Source organism: Streptomyces sp. NPDC031670, assembly GCF_055580545.1.
Genome location: NZ_JBVILC010000017.1, coordinates 21759 through 35020 on the forward strand (window position 1 = coordinate 21759; position 13262 = coordinate 35020).

18 protein-coding genes are annotated in these 13262 nt (G+C 70.9%); 7 read left to right on the forward strand and 11 right to left on the reverse strand.

Going from position 1 to position 13262, the window contains the following annotated elements; genetic code table 11:
- Nucleotides 1-127 precede the first annotated feature (127 nt).
- Genes ACZ5ID_RS27375 through ACZ5ID_RS27390 form a run of 4 tightly spaced genes read right to left on the reverse strand, consistent with a single transcriptional unit; the run spans nt 128 to nt 1159 of the window.
- Nucleotides 128-364, reverse strand: a complete 237-nt coding sequence (locus tag ACZ5ID_RS27375; RefSeq protein ID WP_468903014.1) for a DUF7848 domain-containing protein — start codon at nt 362-364, stop codon at nt 128-130.
- Nucleotides 361-567 (reverse strand): hypothetical protein, encoded by a 207-nt coding sequence (locus ACZ5ID_RS27380; protein WP_468903019.1) that lies wholly within the window; start codon nt 565-567, stop codon nt 361-363. The genes ACZ5ID_RS27375 and ACZ5ID_RS27380 overlap by 4 nt, the downstream gene beginning before the upstream one ends.
- Nucleotides 568-578: 11 nt before the next feature.
- Nucleotides 579-899 carry an ATP-binding protein gene (locus tag ACZ5ID_RS27385; RefSeq protein WP_468903021.1) on the reverse strand — a complete coding sequence of 107 codons (321 nt, stop codon included), beginning with the start codon at nt 897-899 and terminating at the stop codon, nt 579-581.
- Complete coding sequence (locus tag ACZ5ID_RS27390; protein ID WP_468903023.1) at nt 896-1159, reverse strand: hypothetical protein; 264 nt, start codon at nt 1157-1159, stop codon at nt 896-898. The genes ACZ5ID_RS27385 and ACZ5ID_RS27390 overlap by 4 nt, the downstream gene beginning before the upstream one ends.
- Nucleotides 1160-1371: 212 nt before the next feature.
- Here ACZ5ID_RS27390 and ACZ5ID_RS27395 point away from each other — a divergent pair, with 212 nt between their 5' ends.
- The gene (locus ACZ5ID_RS27395; protein WP_468903025.1) at nt 1372-2682 is read left to right on the forward strand and encodes a tetratricopeptide repeat protein; all 1311 of its coding nucleotides are present in this window, start codon (nt 1372-1374) and stop codon (nt 2680-2682) included.
- A 6-nt stretch (nt 2683-2688) separates the two neighbouring features.
- On the opposite strand, the gene msrA is transcribed toward ACZ5ID_RS27395, so the two are convergent.
- Both msrA and ACZ5ID_RS27405 read right to left on the reverse strand, forming a co-directional pair.
- On the reverse strand, nt 2689-3354 hold the full coding sequence (msrA, locus tag ACZ5ID_RS27400; protein ID WP_468903027.1) for a peptide-methionine (S)-S-oxide reductase MsrA: 666 nt from the start codon (nt 3352-3354) through the stop codon (nt 2689-2691).
- Nucleotides 3355-3491: 137 nt separating this feature from the next.
- Nucleotides 3492-4598, reverse strand: coding sequence for a tetratricopeptide repeat protein (locus ACZ5ID_RS27405; RefSeq protein ID WP_468903029.1), 1107 nt, complete (start codon nt 4596-4598; stop codon nt 3492-3494).
- Between the two features lie 154 nt (nt 4599-4752).
- Between ACZ5ID_RS27405 and ACZ5ID_RS27410 the strand changes: the two genes are divergently transcribed.
- Nucleotides 4753-5907 carry a cystathionine gamma-synthase gene (locus ACZ5ID_RS27410; protein ID WP_468903032.1) on the forward strand — a complete coding sequence of 385 codons (1155 nt, stop codon included), beginning with the start codon at nt 4753-4755 and terminating at the stop codon, nt 5905-5907.
- A gap of 157 nt (nt 5908-6064) precedes the next feature.
- Here ACZ5ID_RS27410 and ACZ5ID_RS27415 read toward each other — a convergent pair whose 3' ends face one another.
- The 3 genes from ACZ5ID_RS27415 to ACZ5ID_RS27425 form a co-directional block, all read right to left on the reverse strand.
- Nucleotides 6065-6316: a hypothetical protein gene (locus ACZ5ID_RS27415; RefSeq protein WP_468903034.1), complete on the reverse strand. Its 252-nt coding sequence runs from the start codon at nt 6314-6316 to the stop codon at nt 6065-6067.
- Nucleotides 6317-6380: 64 nt separating this feature from the next.
- Nucleotides 6381-6881 carry a sigma factor-like helix-turn-helix DNA-binding protein gene (locus ACZ5ID_RS27420; protein WP_468903036.1) on the reverse strand — a complete coding sequence of 167 codons (501 nt, stop codon included), beginning with the start codon at nt 6879-6881 and terminating at the stop codon, nt 6381-6383.
- Between the two features lie 31 nt (nt 6882-6912).
- Nucleotides 6913-7416 carry a MarR family winged helix-turn-helix transcriptional regulator gene (locus ACZ5ID_RS27425; RefSeq protein WP_468903039.1) on the reverse strand — a complete coding sequence of 168 codons (504 nt, stop codon included), beginning with the start codon at nt 7414-7416 and terminating at the stop codon, nt 6913-6915.
- A 155-nt stretch (nt 7417-7571) separates the two neighbouring features.
- Here ACZ5ID_RS27425 and ilvA point away from each other — a divergent pair, with 155 nt between their 5' ends.
- The 3 genes from ilvA to ACZ5ID_RS27440 all read left to right on the forward strand — a co-directional run bounded on the left by ilvA (nt 7572) and on the right by ACZ5ID_RS27440 (nt 10785).
- On the forward strand, nt 7572-8801 hold the full coding sequence (gene ilvA, locus ACZ5ID_RS27430) for a threonine ammonia-lyase (RefSeq protein ID WP_468903041.1): 1230 nt from the start codon (nt 7572-7574) through the stop codon (nt 8799-8801).
- Nucleotides 8802-8962: 161 nt separating this feature from the next.
- The gene (locus ACZ5ID_RS27435) at nt 8963-9937 is read left to right on the forward strand and encodes an ATP-binding cassette domain-containing protein (RefSeq protein ID WP_468903043.1); all 975 of its coding nucleotides are present in this window, start codon (nt 8963-8965) and stop codon (nt 9935-9937) included.
- Complete coding sequence (locus ACZ5ID_RS27440; protein ID WP_468903046.1) at nt 9934-10785, forward strand: ABC transporter permease; 852 nt, start codon at nt 9934-9936, stop codon at nt 10783-10785. The genes ACZ5ID_RS27435 and ACZ5ID_RS27440 overlap by 4 nt, the downstream gene beginning before the upstream one ends.
- Nucleotides 10786-10854: 69 nt before the next feature.
- Here ACZ5ID_RS27440 and greA read toward each other — a convergent pair whose 3' ends face one another.
- On the reverse strand, nt 10855-11352 hold the full coding sequence (gene greA, locus ACZ5ID_RS27445; RefSeq protein ID WP_406555339.1) for a transcription elongation factor GreA: 498 nt from the start codon (nt 11350-11352) through the stop codon (nt 10855-10857).
- Nucleotides 11353-11580: 228 nt separating this feature from the next.
- Entirely contained in the window at nt 11581-11982 is a 402-nt protein-coding gene (locus tag ACZ5ID_RS27450) for a DUF4307 domain-containing protein (protein WP_406555338.1), read from the reverse strand.
- A 126-nt stretch (nt 11983-12108) separates the two neighbouring features.
- Here ACZ5ID_RS27450 and mca point away from each other — a divergent pair, with 126 nt between their 5' ends.
- Nucleotides 12109-12990: a mycothiol conjugate amidase Mca gene (mca, locus tag ACZ5ID_RS27455; protein WP_406555337.1), complete on the forward strand. Its 882-nt coding sequence runs from the start codon at nt 12109-12111 to the stop codon at nt 12988-12990.
- Nucleotide 12991: 1 nt separating this feature from the next.
- Nucleotides 12992-13252, forward strand: a complete 261-nt coding sequence (locus ACZ5ID_RS27460; protein ID WP_468903052.1) for a hypothetical protein — start codon at nt 12992-12994, stop codon at nt 13250-13252.
- Nucleotides 13253-13262: the final 10 nt, after the last annotated feature.

Here is a 13262-nt window from a genome sequence, read left to right on the forward strand (position 1 = left end):
CATCTGGCACCGGGGGCCGCTGTGTCCCCTTCCGGACCACCCCGGTTGCTGCCAGGCGCGGGGGTGGTCCGGTCTCGTATGCGGTTGTCGTACGTGAGCGGGCCCTACGCGGTACGCGCAGGAGATATCACCGTGGCCCCTCCACCAAGGAGGCTCGCGAGAAGCTGGTGATCATGTTTCGGAAGCCCGTGTGGCCCGTCCGACCAGCGTGCTGGAGGCTCCAGATCTCCGGCGCCTCCGTGTCCTCAGCGCCTTCCGAGGCGTCCCCGCACGTCGTGCACTCCGCCATATAGATCGGCCCGCTCCCGGAGGTGTCCGGGCTCAACATCCAGTTTGCGTAGCACCAGACCGCCCGCGTCGTCATCGTCGTCGCTCCCGCCGCGAACCGCGTCCGCCGCGCTCGACCTGCACCATGTCTTTCGCGTTCATCCGCAGGGAGGGTCCCGACTCGAAGACCAGCACCACCGCCGGACATCCCGAGGTGCCCCGGTGTGAGCGGACCGCTTTGACCTGCTGCCGTCGGCCCCGGTGGCTGATCGCGTCGCCGCGCCGGACCTGTAGAGCCATCACCCGCGTCCTCATGCCGACCGCCCCCCATCAGCGGTCGCAACCAAGGCTCCGCCGGATCCTCGGTCCAGATCGAAGCGACAGAGCACGCTCTTACCACCACCGTCATCAGGAGCCCACCACAAGCCGTCGGCCAGGGTGCGCACGATGTGCAACCCCCGCCCGTGAGCGGGCAACAGCGCTTCAGGCAGATCGGCGGCCAGATCCGGGCCGAAGCCGTCGCCGAGCGGCAGCGTCGGCGGAGAGGGATCTTCGTCGGAGACCTCCACGAACAGCCAACGAGGCCAGGACCGCAGGGTGAGCGTGACCAAGGGACGGTGTCCGGACTTCATGGGCCACATCCACTGGTCACATGCAGCACCACGTTGCTGACCAACTCTGAGACGCATAGCTCCACGTCTTCCGCCAAGCCGCCGAGGTCCCAGTTCGCCAGCGTCACAACTGCCATGCGCCGTGCGGCCTGCGGGGTGTCCTCCGCATCCGCGAAAAGCATGAGCGCACGGAAACGGTCCGTTGCCGCCACCCCGGCCTGCCCGACAATTCCCACCGCTGATGTCGGGAGTAAGCCGCGCACGATCTTTCCGGTTTCCATGGCACGATCGACCACCCTCGGTCACGTCTGCCGGGGCGTTCCCGGCAGGGTGGGCCGAGGATGCACCCCCTGTACCGGACGTCGCTCCCCCCTCTTGGGGACCCCCCTCGTGGGTACACTCGCGAGACGCACCCGAAGAGTTGTCAGGTCAACCACGACGGGGTAGTGAGATGGCCGAAGCGGGACCGACACCGGCGGCTCTACCTCCACACGTGCTCGAACGCGCCGATGTACGTTCGGCGATCGCCAACCATGACTTCGGCGAGGTCTTCCGGTTGGCCAGGCTCCACGGAAAGATCAGTTACGCCAAGGTCGCCGAAGCCGTCGGCTACAAACGCGAGCACATTGGCAAGATGGCCCGCCCCGAAACCGACGGGAGGGGCGTCCGCCCCCGGATCACCCAGCACCACAAGATCCTCGAAGTCGTCGACGGGTTGCGCATCCCCGGTCATCTCGCCGGGCTTGCTGCCCGCCCGTGGGAGCTGGAACACAGACGCGGCAGCTCACAGGCCGAAGATCCGAGCAGCTTGATCGCGCAGGGCGGCGCAGGATTGTGGGACGTCGCTGAAGTGCTCCGGCGGACGGAGATGTCCGACGTCAACAGCGCGGCGCTTGAGTCGATCGAGCAGGGCATTGATCAGCTAGCGCGTGCCTATCCGTACGCCGATGCCGACTACCTGCATCAGCGCACCAGGAACGGTCTGCACTACGTCACCAAGCAGCTGACAGGCCGCATGACTCTGCGCCAGCACCGGGAGCTCCTGGTCGACACGGGATGGCTGTTCCTGCTGAACGCATGTGTCCAGTACGACCGAGGCCAGCGCGAAGCCGCCAACCTGAGCAGAGCCGCCGCACTCCGGGTCGGCGAAGAGGCAGGCCACGGGGAGATCAAGGCATGGGCTTGGGAGATCGAGGCGTGGTTCGCCCTCACGCAGGGGCGTTGGCAGGACATGCTCGATGCCGTTGAGGCCGGGCACGCCGCCGACCAGACTCACTCGGTCGGCGTGCAGTTGTACGCCCACAAGGCACGCGCTGCCGCCCGCATGGGAGAGGCCCGGCTGGTCCGCGACTCCTTGGACGCCGGACGTGCCCGGCTTGACCGACTGCCCCGCCCGGACCATCCCGAACACCACTTCATCATCGATCCGGACAAGTGGGACTTCTATGAGATGGACGCCTACCGCCTACTTGGAGACGACGAGCGCGCAGCCGACCACGCCCGGTCCGTGATCCGCATCAGCACCGGCCCGGACGGGACCGAGATCTCTCCCATGCGTGCAGCGGAGGCACGTCTCACGCTCGGTGTGGCCGCCGCACGCACGGGTGATATCGAAGAGGCCGCAGGCATGGGGACGGCCGCTCTCGAAGCGAACCGGCGGTCCCTTCCATCGCTCCTTCTAGTCGCTGACGAACTCGACAAGGAACTCCGATCCCGCTATCCCCGCGAGAGCACCACGCGCGACTTCCACGAACGGATCTTGACCATCAGACGAGGGGCCACCACGCCCGAGCTTCCGTTCTGACGCTGCTCAGCCGTCTGCCGACGCCACCCCGATCGGGCACGAGACCCCCGTCCCGCCGATCCCGCAGTACCCCCCGGGGTTCTTGTCCAGGTACTGCTGGTGGTACGGCTCCGCCGGGTAGAACGGGCGGCCCTCCGCCGGGAGGATTTCCGTGGTGATCGTGCCGTGGCCCGCGCCCGTCAGGACCCGCTGGTAGGCCTCGCGGGACGCCGCCGCCTCCGTCGCCTGGGACGCGGTGTGGGTGTAGATCGCGGAGCGGTACTGGGTGCCCACGTCGTTGCCCTGGCGGAAGCCCTGCGTGGGGTTGTGGGACTCCCAGAAGAGCTTCAGGAGCGTGGCGTAGGAGACGACCGCCGGGTCGTACACCACGCGGACCGCCTCCGTGTGGCCCGTCAGGCCCGAGCAGACCTCCTCGTACGCCGGGTTCCGCGTGTAGCCGCCCTGGTAGCCGACCAGGGTCGTCCACACGCCTTCGGTCTGCCAGAACTTGCGCTCGGCGCCCCAGAAGCAGCCGAGGCCGAAGTCCGCGATCTCCAGGCCCTCGGGGTAGGGGCCGAGCAGCGGGTTGCCCAGGACCGTGTGGCGCTCGGGGACGGTGAATTCCGGCTCGGGGCGGCCCTTGAGGGCCTCCTCCGGCTTGGGCAGGACGGGGGTGCGGCTGTTCAGGAACATGCTGGGCTCCTCGGCGGGCGGGGGGCGGTGGTCCACCCGCTCCAACGCCGGGAGGCGGGGAGGGATTCCCCCGGCACCGAGCCGCAGGCGGGTGAGCCCCGGGCGGGTGAACCCCGGCCCCCGGCCCCCGGCGCGCCCTACTGCGGCAGCGTCGCCGGGTTCCCCCCGTTCGCCTCGTATCCCGCCACCGCCAGCGCTCGGTACACCGCGTACTCCGACGCCGGGTCCTCGGACAGCGTCCACGGCACGGCGCCCACGAAGCCGTCCAGGTGGACGAACTGGTCCATCGCCTCCGACCAGCGCTCGGCTCGTACCAGGAAGAACGCCAGCAGATGGCGGACGTGGGCCAGGACCGGGTCGTCGGCGCGGGCCGAGTGGACCGCGTGGAGAGCGCCCTCCAGGGCCCGGCTGACCACCTGGGTGCGGTGGAAGTCCGTGACCAGGACGATGTCGGGCATGTGCTCGTACACCGCGAAGAGCGGCAGGGCGGCCAGCAGTGAACCGTGCGGCGCCCGCGCCGCCGCCGACGTCGCGAACTCGTCCGCCAGCGCGCGCGAGCCGTGCCACTTCTCGCACCAGTAGTGCAGGGCCGCCAGATGCGCCCCCATATGGGCCGGGGCGCGGTCGATCACCTTCGCCCACAACTGCTCGAACTCGGGCTGGGGGTAGGCCAGCCCGCGCGCCACCGCCAGTTCCGTGAGGTACGGGACCGGGTCGCCGGGGGCCAGCAGCGCCGCCTCCGCGCAGACCGCGCGCGCCTCCTCCAGGATGATGCGGAAGTCGTCCTGGCCGGCCGACGAGGAGCGCCACGCCTGCTGGACCAGGAACTCCGCGTGCACCTGCGCGGCGCCCGCGTCCTTGGGCGCCTCCGAGCGCCACTTGCGCAGCCAGGCGCCGCCCACGCCGGGGCGCTGGGCCAGTTCGAGCGAGGCCGCGCCCGCGAAGGCCTGGACGCGCTGCCAGCGCAGCTCGCCCTCCTTCGGCGTGCCCGCGAGCAGCTGCGACGCCGCCCGCCAATCCTGGGTGGCCTGCACCACGTCCAGCACGTCCAGGAGGTCCTGGTCCGGGCCGGGCAGCCGCACGTCCAGCTCCTCCTGGCGCGCGAAGCCGTACGCCGCGGGGTCCGCCGCGTCCGGCTCGCCCGGTTCGGCCAGCTGGATGCCGGCCCGGCGGCGCCGCATCGCCCACGGGCCCAGGGCCATCGTCAGCATGCACGCGGCGATCAGGATCCAGAGAATCTCCATGCCTCAAGCGAACCAGACCCCACCGACATCTGGCCAACCCGTACCCCGGCCTGTGGACAACCCGGCCGGCCCCCGGTCTCACGAAACCGCGACCCGGGTCTCACCAACCGGCGACCGGCCCCGTCTCCGCCACCGGCGAACTACGCTCTGGACCATGAGCCACGAGCACCTCGACAAGAGCTTCGAGACCATCGCGATCCACGCCGGCAACACCGCGGATCCGCTGACCGGCGCCGTCGTCCCCCCGATCTACCAGGTCTCCACCTACAAGCAGGACGGTGTCGGCGGACTGCGCGGCGGCTACGAGTACAGCCGCAGCGCCAACCCCACGCGCACCGCCCTCGAAGAGAACCTGGCGGCCCTGGAGGGCGGTGTCCGCGGGCTCGCCTTCGCCTCCGGCCTCGCCGCCGAGGACTGCCTGCTGCGTACGCTGCTGGCCCCCGGCGACCACGTGGTGATCCCCAACGACGCGTACGGCGGTACGTTCCGCCTCTTCGCCAAGGTGGTCTCCCGCTGGGGTGTGGAGTGGTCGGTCGCCGACACCTCCGACCCGGCGTCGGTACGGGCCGCGGTCACCGACCGTACGAAGGCGATCTGGGTCGAGACGCCGTCGAACCCGCTGCTCGGCATCACCGACATCGCGGCGGTCGCGGCCGTCGCCAAGGACACCGGCGCCAAGCTGGTCGTCGACAACACCTTCGCCAGCCCCTACCTCCAGCAGCCGCTGGCGCTCGGCGCGGACGTCGTCGTGCACTCCCTGACGAAGTACATGGGCGGCCACTCCGACGTCGTGGGCGGTGCCCTCGTCACCAACTCGGCCGAGCTGGGCGAGGAGTTGGCGTACCACCAGAACGCGATGGGCGCGGTCGCCGGACCGTTCGACTCCTGGCTGGTGCTGCGCGGCATCAAGACGCTGGCCGTGCGCATGGACCGGCACAGCGAGAACGCCGGGAAGATCGCGGAGATGCTGAACCGCCACCCCAAGGTGTCGCAGGTGCTCTACCCGGGGCTGCCCGAGCACCCCGGCCACGAGGTCGCGGCCAAGCAGATGCGCGCCTTCGGCGGAATGATCTCCTTCCGGGTTACCGGCGGCGAGCAGGAGGCGGTCGACCTGTGCGCCCGCACCAAGGTCTTCACGCTGGGCGAGTCGCTGGGCGGGGTGGAGTCGCTGATCGAGCACCCGGGCCGGATGACCCACGCCAGCGTCGTCGGGTCCGCCCTGGAGGTGCCGGGTGACCTGGTGCGCCTCTCGGTCGGCATCGAGAACATCGACGACCTGCTGGCCGACCTCCAGCAGGCGCTGGGCTGACGGCTCCCGCGCCCGAGGCGGCCCCGGAGCCCGGCTCCGGGGCCGCCCCCGCGCGGGGATGTCCGCCTACGCGCGCCGGGCCGCCGTCGGGACGGCGCCGTCTACGCGCGCGGGGCGCCCCGCGCGCGTAGACGGCCGCGCCCACGTGGGGCGCCGTTCAGAACCCCTCCACCGGTGGCGCCACCGTCGACGGCGGCGCCACCCACGGATGCACCCGCCACGCCCACACCGTGAAGACGACCGCCGCCGCCACGATCACCAGCCACATCAGCCGCCGCGCCACCCGGCGCCGGCGCAGCAGACGGCGGCCCGACTCGGCGGCGCGCAGGGCGAGTTCGGGCGGGACGGTCGGATGCGGCCCCTCCAGGAGGCGCCGGACCTCCGCCTCCTTGCGGTCCGGCAGGCTCATGACGGCCCCACCCCCAGCGGCACCCCGTCGCCCATCGGCACCCCTCCGCCCAGGAACCCCGTGCTCACGACACCCCCTCCGCCGTCGCCCTCGGCAGCGGCTGCCGGGGCTGCGCGGGCGCGCTGCGCATCGTCGCGATCGCGCGTGTGCACAGCACCCGGACCCGCTCGCACGGCAGGCCCATCAGCGCGGCCACCTGCTCCTCGGCGACGCCCTCGTACAGGCGCAGGACCAGGACGATCCGCTCGCGCGGAGTGAGCCGCGCCAGTACGCCGACCGCCCGGTCGCGGTCGCCGTGGCGGTGGTGGCGCCAAGCGGAGCCGGCGAAGCGGGCCGCCAGCTCCCGGCGGGTGCGGTCGTACGGGTCCTCGCCGTGCTCGGGGTCCCAGTGCGCGTACGTCCGCGCCAGAGCGGCGGTCAGCAGGCGCCGGGCCCGTTCGTTGTGCTCGGGCGGCTCGCCGGTGAGCAGGGTGGCGGCATGCAGCAGCCGGCCCCCCGCGCCCGCCACGAACGCCTCGAACTCGCGGGCACCGCGGCGCTGCCGTTCCGTCTGCCGCTCGCGCATGGCCTCATATGAAGCCCGTGCGCGCGGCAGGTCAAGAGGTCGGCGCCACCGGGTCCTGGGCAGCCGACTGGCGGGCCGACAGAGCGGAGTTGAAGCGGGTCAGGAGGGTGCAGAAGGACTCCCGTTCCGCCTCGGACCAGCCGTCGGTCACCTGCGCCATGAGCTCGCGGCGCGAGGAGCGGACCTCTTCGAGGCGGGCCTGGCCGCGCGGCGACAGCTGGAGCACGACCGCCCGGCCGTCCTCCGGGTGCGAGGTCCGCTTCACCAGGCCCGTGTCGACGAGCGGGGCGACCTGGCGGGTGACCGTCGAGGAGTCGATGCCCATGCCGGCGGCGAGCGCCTTGACGCCCATCGGGCCTTCCTGGTCAAGCCTGTTGAGCAGCAGGTACGCCGCGCGGTCCATCGAGTTGCGGACCTGGCCGACGCCGCCGAGACGGGTCTGCTCCGCGCGGCGCGCGAAGATGGCCACCTGGTGCTGGAGGGCATCGAGGAGACCTGGGTCGAGATGGGAAGTCATGTCCTGAGTAGTGGGCATGGCCGGGGCTCTCTCGTGCGGCGGTCGGTGTGGTGGGGGACAGAGTACGCGGCCGGGCGGGTACGCGTACCGGCCCTGCGCAAAGCTGTGGACAACTGCCGCGGCGATCCGGTCCGCACCGGCCGCCGGGCCCATGAGCTGCGAGACTTGCGGTCATGAGCTTCCGTACGTCCGGCCCCTCGCATCCCCTGATCCTCGACGATGTGCGGGGCGCGCAGAAGATGCTCGCCGGGGTCGCCAGAATGACCGCGATGGAGGGGTCACGGCACCTGACGGGGCTGGTCGGCGCCCCGGTGCACCTCAAGTGCGAGAACCTCCAGCGCACCGGCTCCTTCAAGCTCAGGGGCGCCTACGTACGGATCGCGGGGCTGCGCCCCGAGGAGCGCGCGGCCGGCGTGGTGGCGGCGAGCGCGGGCAACCACGCCCAGGGCGTGGCGCTGGCCTCCTCGCTCCTGGGCGTGCGCTCCACGGTGTTCATGCCGGTCGGCGCGCCCCTGCCGAAGGTCGCCGCGACCCGGGAGTACGGCGCCGAGGTCGTCCTGCACGGCACGGTCGTCGACGAGACGCTGGCGGCGGCCGAGGCCTACGCGCGCGAGACGGGCGCGGTCTTCATCCACCCCTTCGACCACCCGGACATCATCGCGGGCCAGGGCACGGTCGGCCTGGAGATCCTGGAGCAGTGCCCGGAGGTGCGCACGATCGTCGTCGGCGTCGGCGGCGGCGGTCTCGCCGCGGGCATCGCGGTCGCGGTGAAGGCGATCCGCCCCGATGTGAAGGTGGTCGGTGTGCAGGCGGCGGCCTCGGCCGCGTATCCGCCCTCGCTGGCGGCCGGGCACCCGGTGGCGATCGACCCGGCGCCCACGATGGCCGACGGGATCAAGGTGGGGCGGCCCGGGGACGTACCGTTCGCGCTGGTCCAGGAGTTGGTGGACGAGATCCGCACGGTCTCCGAGGACGAGCTGTCCAGCGCCCTGCTGCTCTGCATGGAGCGCGCGAAGCTGGTCGTGGAGCCCGCCGGGGCGAGCCCGGTGGCGGCGCTGCTGAGCGACCCGGGGGCGTTCCGGGGGCCGGTGGTGGCGGTGCTGTCGGGCGGCAACGTGGACCCGGTGCTGCTCCAGCGCATCCTGCGGCACGGCATGGCGGCGGCCGGCCGGTATCTGAGCCTGCGGCTGCGCCTGCCGGACCGGCCGGGGGCGCTGGCAGCCCTTCTGGGCTCCCTGTCGGTGGCCGACGCCAACGTCCTCGACGTGAGCCACGTACGGACCGATCCCCGGCTCGGACTCACCGAGGTGGAGGTGGAGTTGCACCTGGAGACGAAGGGGCCGGAGCACTGCCTGGAGGTCCGTCGGGCGCTGCGGGAGGAGGGGTACCTGGTCATCTCCTGACTTCGCGCCGGAACCGTCGGCGTACCTCCGTCGCACCCCTTGAGTAAACGCGATACATCGCGTTAGTGTCTGTCCCGCGCCACAGCTCCACCGGGCACCGGTTGTCCGGCAATCCTAGGATTTGTGTACGAAACGACACCCAACTCTGGGGGGTACCCAACATGCCAGGCGCCATCTATGCCGAAGGCCTGGTGAAGACGTTCGGCGACGTAAAGGCTCTGGACGGCGTGGACCTCGATGTCCCCGAGGGCACGGTTCTGGGCCTGCTCGGCCCCAACGGCGCCGGCAAGACCACCACCGTGCGCGTCCTGACCACCCTGCTCCGGCCCGACAGCGGCCGGGCCACGGTCGCGGGCATCGACGTGCTCAAGCATCCCAACGAGGTGCGCCGCGCGATCGGCCTGTCCGGCCAGTTCGCGGCCGTCGACGAGTACCTGACCGGCCGCGAGAACCTCCAGATGGTCGGCCGGCTCTACCAGATGAAAGCCAGGGAGGCGAAGGCGCGGGCGGGCGAGCTGCTGGAGAAGTTCCACCTCGCCGACGCGGCCGACCGCCCCGCCAAGACGTACTCGGGCGGCATGCGCCGCCGCCTCGACCTCGCCGCCGCCCTCGTCGTCTCACCGCCCGTGATGTTCATGGACGAGCCGACCACCGGCCTCGACCCGCGCAACCGCCAGGAACTGTGGGAGGTCATCCAGGAACTCGTCGCCGGCGGCACCACCCTGCTGCTCACCACGCAGTACCTGGAGGAGGCCGACCACCTCGCGCACGACATCTGCGTGGTCGACCACGGCCGGGTCATCGAGCGCGGCACCGCCGACCAGCTGAAGGCCCGCACCGGCGGCGAGCGCGTCGAGGTCGTGGTGCACCAGCAGGAGGAGATCGAGCCCGCCCGCGCGGTGCTCGCCGGGTTCGGCAAGGGCGAGGTCGCCGTCGTCGCGCACACCCGCAAGCTCACCGTGCCGGTCACCGGCGGCGCCAAGCTGCTCGCCGAGGTGATCCGCGAGCTCGACAACCGCGGAGTGGAGATCGACGACATCGGGCTGCGCCGCCCGACCCTCGACGACGTCTTCATCTCCCTCACCGGCCACGTGGCCGAACAGAAGGAAGAGGACGAGAAGGAGGACGCCAAGTGACCGCCGTCGCCGCAACCCCGCGCCTCACCGCCCCGCAGCCGCGCGGCGGGGTCGTCCAGTCGGTCACCGACTCGCTGGTCGTCGCCAAGCGCAACCTCATACGGATGATGCGCATACCCGAGATGATCATTTTCGGGCTGATCCAGCCCATCATGTTCGTCGTGCTGTTCAGCTACGTGTTCGGCGGCTCGGTCAGCATCGGCGGCTCCCTGGACCCCGCCGGGTACCGCGAGTTCCTGATGGCGGGCATCTTCGCGCAGACCGTCACCTTCGCCACGGCCGGCGCCGGCGCGGGCATCGCGGACGACATGCACAAGGGGCTCATCGACCGGTTCCGGTCGCTGCCCATGGCCCGCGGCGCGGTCCTGACCGGCCGCACCCTGGCCGACCTGGTGCAGACGGCGCTGACCGTCGTGGTGCTCGCGGCGGTCGGCCTGCTGGTCGGCTGGCGCGTCCACCACGGCGTACCCAAGGCGCTCGGCGCGTTCGGGCTGCTGCTCCTGCTCGGGTACGCGTTCTCCTGGATCGGCGCCCTGATCGGCCTCTCGGTGCGTACGCCGGAGGCGGCCACCTCCGGGGGGCTGATCTGGCTCTTCCCGGTGACCTTCGTGTCCAACGCCTTCGTCGCCACCTCCGGGATGACGCCGTGGCTGCGGCACGTCGCCGAGTGGAACCCGTTCAGCGCCACCGTCCAGGCCTGCCGCGACCTCTTCGGCAACCCGGGCGTGGTGCCGTCCGGCGCCTGGCCGATGCAGCACCCGGTGATCGCCTCGCTGCTCTGGTCGCTGCTGATCATCGTGGTGTTCCGGACCCTGGCGGTGCGCAAGTACCGCTCGGCCACCGCCTGAGGCGTACGACGAAGCCCCCGGCGGCCCTGGGAAGGGCCGCCGGGGGCTTCGCGTGTGCGGGGACGGGGCTCAGCCCGTGTACGGCGTGGCCGCGAGGATCTTCACCGAGGCCTTGCGGCCGTTCGGCAGTTCGTACTGGGCGTCCTCGCCGACCTTCTTGCCGTTGACGCCCGAGCCGAGCGGCGACTGCGGCGAGTACGTCTCGATCTCCGTCGACGCGTACTCGCGCGAGGCGAGCAGGAACTCCAGGGTGTCGTCCTCGTCGCCGTCGAAGGCGATGGTGACGAGCATGCCGGGGGCGACCACGCCGTCCGCCGCGGGCGCCTCACCGACCTTGGCGTGTTCGAGGAGCTGGGTCAGCTGGCGGACCCGGAGCTCCATCTTGCCCTGCTCCTCCTTGGCCGCGTGGTACCCGCCGTTCTCCCGGAGGTCACCCTCCTCACGGGCCGCCGCGATCTTTACGGCGATCTCCGTGCGCGCGGGACCAGACAGATACTCCAGCTCGGCCCTGAGCTGGTTGTACGCCTCCTGGGTCAGCCAGGTGACGTTGTCGCTGGTCTGGGTCACAGGTGCTCCTCGTCGGTACTGGGAATACAAGCGCATCGCCCTACCCAGAAGAATGTGCCTTCTCGGGCGGGCGAAACCACGAGCCTAACAATTCAGGGCGCGTAGGGGGAGGACGAAAACCGTGGGGAAACCGTCGGCGCAGGTCAGCGGGGACGATACGGCGGCGTCGCCCGGCGGGGCACACCGGCCGGGCCGGTCCGAGCGGCCGGCTCCGAGCGGTCGTCCGGGTCAGACCGACTTGCAGCCGACCAGGTCGACCGCGGTCGCCCGCTCGGTGGTCTGCACGGTGATCAGCTCGTCGATCCGGCTCTTCTTCTGCTCGAAGCGCACGTCCTTGCGGCCCACCTCGTCGCCGCCGGTCTCCAGCGCGCGCAGGGTGCAGACACCGGTCTCACCGCTGTCCTTGCGCACTTCCAGATGGACCTCGACGGCCTTGGCGGAGACCACCTTGAACTTGATCACCTCGGCGGAGACGGACTGGCCGCCCACGTAGTCGTAGCCGATCCAGCCGACCACACCGAGCAGCGCGACGCCCAGGACCGAGCCGATGATCTTGAGCTTGCGGTCGGCGCGCTGGTCCGCGGTGCGCCCGTAGCGCCCCTCGGGAAGCTGCTGGCTAGCCGCGGCCATGGTCGTCCTCCTGCTGGTGGGGGTGCCGGAATTTTCCGCCCCCCGATTCGGTCACTATAGAAGCCGCCCATCGCGCCGGATCACAGAGGGCGACACCCAGGGCGCCGAATCACTGAGGATCTTGTCTTGACTGAGCAGTTGCGACTGATGGCCGTGCACGCCCACCCCGACGACGAGTCGAGCAAGGGCGCGGCCACCATGGCGAAGTACGTGTCCGAGGGGGTGGACGTGCTGGTGGTGACCTGCACGGGAGGCGAGCGCGGCTCCATCCTCAACCCCAAGCTCCAGGGCGACAAGTACATCGAGGAGCACATCCACGAGGTGCGCAAGCGGGAGATGGACGAGGCCCGCGAGATCCTCGGGGTCAAGCAGGAGTGGCTGGGCTTCGTCGACTCGGGGCTGCCGGAGGGCGACCCGCTGCCGCCGCTGCCGGAGGGCTGTTTCGCCCTGGAGGACGTGGACCGGGCGGCCGGCGAGCTGGTCCGCAAGATCCGCGCCTTCCGTCCGCAGGTGATCACCACGTACGACGAGAACGGTGGCTATCCGCACCCCGACCACATCATGACCCACAAGATCTCCATGGTGGCGTTCGACGGGGCGGGCGACACGGAGAAGTTCCCGGAGGACGAGTACGGCCCGGCCTACCAGCCGCGGAAGCTGTACTACAACCAGGGCTTCAACAAGCCGCGCACCCTGGCGCTGCACCACGCGCTGCTCGACCGGGGCATGGAGTCCCCGTACGCCGAGTGGCTGGAGCGCTGGAAGGAGTTCGAGCGCGTCGAGCGCACGCTGACCACGCACGTTCCGTGCGCGGACTTCTTCGAGATCCGCGACAAGGCGCTGATCGCGCACGCCACGCAGATCGACCCCGACGGCGGCTGGTTCCGGGTCCCGATGGACATCCAGAAGGAGGTCTGGCCGACGGAGGAGTACGAGCTCGCGAAGTCGCTCGTGGACACTTCCCTCCCCGAGGACGACCTCTTCGCGGGCGTACGCGAGAATGCCTGATATGAGCGCAAGCCTGGCACTGACGCACTTGGTCCCGCTGGCCAAGGACATCGACAACGACAAGGTGACGCCCGGCGTCCTCGGCTTCGTCGTCTTCGCGGCGCTGGCCGTGGGGGTGTGGCTGCTGATGAAGTCGATGAACCGGCACATGGGGAAGGTGGACTTCGAGGAGGGGGCGGCCGAGTCGGGGCACGCCCCCGACCCGGCCGCTGCCTCCTCCGCCGCCTCCGCCTCCGGCGAGGGTGGGACGAAGAAGGTCTGAGGGGGCGGGG